The sequence below is a fragment of the Bradyrhizobium yuanmingense genome (genome assembly GCF_900094575.1).
GTDB lineage: Bacteria > Pseudomonadota > Alphaproteobacteria > Rhizobiales > Xanthobacteraceae > Bradyrhizobium > Bradyrhizobium yuanmingense.
Genome location: NZ_FMAE01000061.1, coordinates 1 through 6,250, shown reverse-complemented (window position 1 = coordinate 6,250; position 6,250 = coordinate 1). Strand labels below are relative to the sequence as shown.

Genomic DNA, 6,250 nt, shown 5'->3' with positions numbered 1-6,250 from the left:
TGGCCAAAGCTGCTGATCTCGTCGAGCAGGCGGTTCACGAGACGCTCGCCTACTATGCCTTTCCGGACATCCATTGGCGGAAGATTCGAACGAACAATCCGCTCGAGCGCATCATGAAGGAGATCCGGCGACGAACCCGTGTCGTCGGCGCCTTCCCCGACGGTCAATCCTGTCTCAACTTAGCGGCGGCCCGGCTGCGGCACATTGCCGGAACGGCGTGGTCGACCAAATGCTACATGAACATGCGACCGCTCTATCAGCCACAACTCTCTGAAACCGGAGCCGTCGCCTGATCAAAAGTGCGAAAGATTCTGGACAGTACCTTGGATACCGAACGACCTTGCGTGTTCCGATGTCTAGCAAGTACCTGAGATAGGAATCGCCCTGTTTCGTAATCCGATCTAGCCCGTCCGTTCCCGGCGGTGGAACTCCGCTTAGGCCTCCGGCCAAGCCAGGCCGCGAACTCCCGCGCGGAGCGGAAGATGGTCGCGTCCGGCACGGTCGCGGCGAGAGCCGGGGCCGTTATGAGACCAATCCCGGGAATCGGATCGATCAAGCGCCGTGAGCGAGAACGTCAGAAGTAGGTGAATGGAATTGGCGAGTAAGCGCTCCAACTACCAGACATGATAGTAACTCACGGACCAGTGCGGAGGCTAAATTCGCAAGGACGCTTCGCGGCCGTACAGAAAGTCGTATCAGAGGAGCTTTCAACATGCTCACAGCAGCTGAAATTGCCAACGCAAAAACTCGCGTCAACTATCAAGATGACAATTGTCTCCACGAGGATGATGATAGCGTCCGGATTGCCTATCAATGGCTGGACGCGCAAATAACAACAAAGAAGAAGTTGAGAGCGGGACACCCTTTAAAGGAGATCATTGAAATTTGGGGCGGTAGGTTCGTTGCATCGTCTGATGTACGCGTTGCAGCCGAATTGCACCCACGAATTCGAGGGATGTACCCGCGGCTTAATATTAGCTCTCGCTTAACACTTCCTTCATGCCGTCGTCTGTTGGCTATTGCTGGGGCCAGAACGCAAGACTACTCGCTTACTGCCAACCACATCATCGAAACGTATGCCCGAATCGAAGGACCATAGATCAGCCGTTTGCTTGTAGACCCGCACCTAAAAACCTATTGTAGCTCTAAACAGGCTTTGCGTCAAAAAAAGCTCCGACCATAACTCCAGGGCGCATCGAGCGGCCGTAAGGGGCCGTTCAGGGGCCATCTACCGAATGACGGGGTGATCTGCGAGCCTGCGGTTCGTTTTGGACCGTTAGGCTTAGAATGGACACAGTGCATACTGCTATCACGGAGCCGGTGCGGCGCCTCGAGATCTTCAACCGGAGCGGGCCTTCGGCGGAAGTGGAGCGACGAGGACAAGGCTCGGAGTTTTGCGGAGATCGCAGCGAGTGGCGACTCGGTCTGCGACGGCTTGGATTGTCGCCGCAGCAGTTGTTTGGCAGGCGCCGTCAGTTGCGAGAAGCACCGGGCGGTCATTCCGAAGCAAAAGAAGTACAGTTTGTGCCGGCGGTGGTGGATGCCGTAGTGCCGGCGCCAGCTCTTGGGCGCGTGAGCGCAAAGCGGTACGCTGCAAGCCAGGGGGATAGTCATCGAGATCGAAGTTGAGGGCATCACGATCCGGGCCGGCCGTGGTGCGGACCCGACGATGATTGCGTCGATCGTCCAGGCTCTGAAGGCGAGCCGGTGATCGGCCCGTCGGGTGCGGTGCGGTGGGCATAGCGTGCTATGGCTTAAGCACAGTCGGACCGTATTTAGAGCACTACTCAGGAATCCAAGTTCGCGATCTTGGCGGGCAGACCGGCTACTACATTCCCTACATCTATGTGACAACGCATGATGCAGCGCTCGCTTCGGGGCGGGAGGTCCTTGGCTCTCCAAAAAGCTGGCACATCAGAATGACATGGGAAGACGGTCTAATTCAGGGCACGCTCGAACGTCCGGCTGGCAAGCGTCTGCTAACCATCCATGCTCAACCAAATCAACGCTCCGGTGCGGGACAGATGTATTCTACCCGGACGAACTTCTATTCGGTTCCCCATCTGCCCCCCTTAACAGAGTCCGGAAAGGGAGCCGCAACGCAACTCGTGAAATGGTGTACGGACCAAAGGTTCCGACGAGACCGAACGGGGCGACGAAGTACTTTCTACTGGCCCGGTTTCCCTAACTTACGACCCCCCACTCATCGATCCCGTGCACAATTTGTCAGTCGCGGATACTCTGCTCGGCACGTGCGAGGAGTATGACTCTAGACTCCAGGCCATCGGTGTCTTGTCGGGAGATCAATTCAGGCTAACAGAATGAGGAATGAGTTTGCCTCAACTTATCCAGTTAGAAGTCCTGGTGACCTTGCCCTAAGTTTTATCCAGGTCTCTGCCGGGGGTGCCCTCGTATTTTCTTGTGACGTGGCAGCAGGGGTACCAGTAATCGTTCTGGGCCGTCCGACGTTAGATGAAACGATAGATTGACTCATGGCTGATGATGGCGCGACCATGCTTCAGCACCAGCCGCCGGCGATCTGCTCCGGCGAATGTCCCATCGCAAGGCTTTTGCCCACGCATCTGCGCAGGTCTGACTGGCGCGCCATCGTGAAGCGACAAGCCCATCGCCTCCGTCGCTCGGCCGATTGCTGGGCGCGGATCGGCTCGCACATGCCGGCCAAGCCTTCGTGACAGTCCAACCTTCTTCTAGCTGTAGAAATGTGTGATATGCTTCGATGCAAGTTCAATGTTCAATTGCAGCCGTCGGGGTGTAAGCGGCAAGCTGCGGCCGTCACGCGGCATGGTTCCATGGCATGAGCGCGTCGATTTCGCTACTCGGCCAGCCATTGGTGATACGGTGAAGTGTTTAGGACGAGCCAAGCGAACGGATCGACGTTGTTCATTCTCGCCCTATGCAGCAGTGTTGCGATGGTCCCTCAGGTTGTCCGCCGCCGTCGCTGCCCGCGAAGAGGCTATTTTTTCTTGTAATTGTCTGTGGCGTGATGGCGCGCTCGACGATGTTGGAGTCCAGCTCAATGTGGCCGTCGGTGAGGAAGCGTTCGAAGAGGGAGCCACGTGAGACGGCATAGCGGATTGCCTCGGCCAGCTTTGATTTCCCGGAGATCCGCCGCAAGGTGTGCTGCCAGAGATCGAAGAGACCTGCGACGACCGCCCCGGAGGCTTGCTGGCGCGCGGCAACGCGTGCGTCGGGGCTTTGGCCGCGCACGGTCTTCTCAACCTGCCAGAGCTTTGCCATCCGTTCGACTGTCGTCGTTGCCACTTTCGAGCTTCCTGCAGCATGCAGCTCATAGAACTTGGGGCCTGCTGTGTGACCAGCAGCCGGCCAAGGTGATGCCGATCATTCCGCGATCGGGTCGCGCCAACTTGGTATAGGCGGCGTATCCACCAGCCTGCAGGGATGCCGCGATAACCATTGAGATGCCGGGCCGCACGTTCGCCGGAGCGGCTGTCTTCGAAGCGATACGCCACGATCGGGGGGCGCTGCCAGCAAAGGTTCCATCATCTCGGGCATAGCCCCATAAGCAGGTCGTCTTCGTCGATCCGGAGCCGGAGCGAGCGTCGGCAAGGTGGTCTCGTCGGCACAGATCCGTCCGGCCTTTTTTACCTCGCTGAAGATGTAGTCGGCCACGATCTCCAGCTTGAAGCCGAGCTTGCCCATCCATTGCGCCACCAGCTGGCTGTCAAGTTCGACCTGATCGCGGGCATAGATGGCTTCCTGCCGGTAGAGCGGTTGGCCATCGACGTACTGGAGACGGCGATCTGGGCCCGGCGCCTGGATCACGCTGTCCTCGTTCTTGAAGGCATACTTGGGACGGCGTGTGACGATGACGGGGAACTTCGCCGGCTCCACATCCAGACGCTTCGACACGTCCTCGCCGATGAGCACCTTCTGCTTGCCGGCATGCTCAGCTAACGCTTCCGGCTCGATGACAACCCCGATCCGTTCCAGATGCGATGCAAAGCCCTTGCGCCGACGAGGTGCGCGTTTGCCACCCGCCCCGCTCGCGGCCCTTATTGACCTGTGTCCTGATCGCAGCAATGCCGGTCTCGATCTCCTCGAAGGCAAAAGCCTGCTGTTCGTCATCGATACTCGCCGAGCCGAGCTTTTCCGATCGTCGGTCGAACCGGGGGCGGTCAAAGGCCTTTAGGATCTGCGTCAGCCGCGCGATGCGCGCATCGGCGTTGCGCGCCTTGAGATCGTCGATCTCGCTCTCCATTGCATCGCAGGCGCCGCTTTTTTGGCCATGGCAAGCACCATGGCCTTTAGCATCTCTACGTCATTCGGGAGGTCGAGATCGGGCGGGGGCATTGCCCCGACCAGAGCACCTTTTGCTCCGGTTCTCTCGTCCTTTCAGGCGTTGATTCACTTCGTCGCAGCGCTTACCGCCGGCGTGACCGCCACAGCCCGGACCCGCTTCCCCATCCATCCCGTCCACCAGGGCCATCAACTGCGCGGATTCATCTGTATCCGATGATGCCCGATTCCGCGGCCAGCAGAACTTCGCTTTTTCAAGGCGTTTCAAATAGAGGCACACGCCAGAGCTATGCCACCATACGATCTTGATTCGGTCAGCCCTTTTCGCCCGGAACACATAAAGCGCCCCGTCGAACGGATCTGAGCCGGCATCGCGCACCAGCGCAACAAGGCCATCGGTACCCTTGCGGAAGTCAACTGGATGGCTGGCCAGGAACACCTTCACGCCGGAGGGGATCATGCCGAACGGACCGCCCGGATCACCCGCTGCAGCTGCGCCTCGTCGGCGTCCACGCCGGCGCGCACGATCACCTCGCCAATGGAGGCAATCTCGATCACTGCCTCTGACATGCACGCCACCGCGACTTCGCGACTCGAAGGCCGCGAAGGTAGGTTCGTTCGCCCGAGCATCGCGACGCCAGACGAAGAGATGGGCGATCCCCGATACACTCGCGCCAGGCTCCTGCGCCTCTGCCACAACTTGCGCGTGAACTCGTCCGACCAGCGCCGGCGAAGCTGTCGCGGCGCCCCCTCAAGACGCTCGGCGACAGCTTCAATCATATGGAACGCGGACGATTACATCAAACCGGAGGCGTTCTTTGCTCTGCAAATGCCAGGCCGGTACGACACGGTCCTTGGTAAAGCGCTGAATCGCAGCGCGGGACCGAAACGTCGAGAATGGTGGCCGGCAAGCTGGCTGGTTTGGCATAGCGTTTGCTCCTGTAGCCCAGCACTCGGATCGGTCAGTCATGTGACGCTGCTTTTGTTCTTCGGGTATCGGGCGGCACGCGTTCAAAATGGGCTCTCTATTGCAAAGTCAACACCAACAGGTCCCATGAAGTCATGCCTTCATACCGCACGCTGCATATAGTCTCTTGGCGATCGTGGCACCGGAGAATTGGGATTAGTGCAGAAAACAGCGTCTGCGCCGTTAGCATGCGCGCACCCGCGTCGGCAGGCGCTCAAGGCCAACGCTAGCATGAATAAGATGGGCTAGATACGGCCGAAAGTCGCCCACACCCCGTCTTCGCCGTCCCAGCTGCCGCGGCTTGCCGCCTTGGAGTACTCCGTGGCGCGCTGCTCGAAGAAATTGGCGTGCTCGACGCCATTGAGAATCTCGACGAGCCACGGCAGCGGATGCGCCTTGAGCTGGGTGAACCCGCCCTCCTTCGCCTCGAAGAAGCCGAAGACCGGGGCAATCCGCAGCTGGGTCAGTCGCCAGTCGGCGACATAGCGGACGTAGGCGTGGATATGCTCGGGCAGCATGCCCTCGATCTTGCCAAGGCCGAAGGCGAGCTCGACGAAGTTCTCCTCCAGCTTCACCATGGTCTTGGCGACGTCGACAATGTCGTCGCGGACGGAGCGCGTCACCGCGCCGGTTTCGCGGTGCCATTCGTGAAACAGCTTGATGATGCCCTCGCAGTGGAGACTCTCGTCGCGCACTGACCAGCTTACGATCTGTCCCATGCCGTTCATCTTGTTGTGGCGTGGGAAGTTCAGCAGCATGGCGAAGCTGGCGAACAAGGCCATGCCTTCGGTGAAGGCGCCGAACATCGCCAGGGTGCGGGCGACATCCGCCACGCTGTCGACGCCGAACTCATGCATGTAGTCCGCCTTGGCGCGCATCTGCGCATAGCCGCGGAATGCCTCGAACTCGGTCTTGGGCATACCGAGCGTCTTGAGCAGCAGGGCATAGGCATCGATATGAACCGTCTCCATGTTAGTGAAAGCGGCCATCATCATCTGGACGGTG

6 protein-coding genes and 1 pseudogene are annotated in these 6,250 nt (G+C 59.4%); 3 read left to right on the top strand and 4 right to left on the bottom strand.

Features of this window, described 5'->3' with window-relative positions; all coding sequences use genetic code 11:
- Nucleotides 1-293 (top strand): transposase (locus GA0061099_RS38480; protein WP_208604919.1); only part of this gene is annotated, 293 nt, incomplete at its 5' end.
- Here GA0061099_RS38480 and GA0061099_RS38475 read toward each other — a convergent pair.
- Nucleotides 257-499, bottom strand: coding sequence for a hypothetical protein (locus GA0061099_RS38475; RefSeq protein ID WP_244621055.1), 243 nt, complete (start codon nucleotides 497-499; stop codon nucleotides 257-259). The genes GA0061099_RS38480 and GA0061099_RS38475 overlap by 37 nt on opposite strands.
- Before the next feature lie 213 nt (nucleotides 500-712).
- Here GA0061099_RS38475 and GA0061099_RS38470 point away from each other — a divergent pair, with 213 nt between their 5' ends.
- Entirely contained in the window at nucleotides 713-1,099 is a 387-nt protein-coding gene (locus GA0061099_RS38470) for a hypothetical protein (RefSeq protein ID WP_074448648.1), read from the top strand.
- 634 nt (nucleotides 1,100-1,733) lie between these two features.
- Nucleotides 1,734-2,267, top strand: a complete 534-nt coding sequence (locus GA0061099_RS38460; RefSeq protein WP_225115009.1) for an acetoacetate decarboxylase family protein — start codon at nucleotides 1,734-1,736, stop codon at nucleotides 2,265-2,267.
- Between the two features lie 526 nt (nucleotides 2,268-2,793).
- On the opposite strand, the pseudogene tnpC reads toward GA0061099_RS38460, so the two are convergent.
- The 3 genes and pseudogenes from tnpC to GA0061099_RS38440 form a co-directional block, all read right to left on the bottom strand.
- Nucleotides 2,794-4,332: pseudogene (tnpC, locus tag GA0061099_RS38450) on the bottom strand (IS66 family transposase).
- Nucleotides 4,301-4,738 (bottom strand): IS66 family insertion sequence element accessory protein TnpB, encoded by a 438-nt coding sequence (tnpB, locus tag GA0061099_RS38445; RefSeq protein WP_074448647.1) that lies wholly within the window; start codon nucleotides 4,736-4,738, stop codon nucleotides 4,301-4,303. The pseudogene tnpC and the gene tnpB overlap by 32 nt, the downstream one beginning before the upstream one ends.
- Before the next feature lie 752 nt (nucleotides 4,739-5,490).
- The coding region (locus GA0061099_RS38440; RefSeq protein ID WP_074448646.1) for a ribonucleotide-diphosphate reductase subunit beta at nucleotides 5,491-6,250 on the bottom strand (760 nt) is incomplete at its 5' end.

Bases quoted from the DNA above. Each gene is read 5' to 3' on its own strand.
- tnpB (WP_074448647.1), bottom strand. From the start codon at position 4,738: ATGATCCCCTCCGGCGTGAAGGTGTTCCTGGCCAGCCATCCAGTTGAC.
- GA0061099_RS38470 (WP_074448648.1), top strand. From the start codon at position 713: ATGCTCACAGCAGCTGAAATTGCCAACGCAAAAACTCGCGTCAACTAT.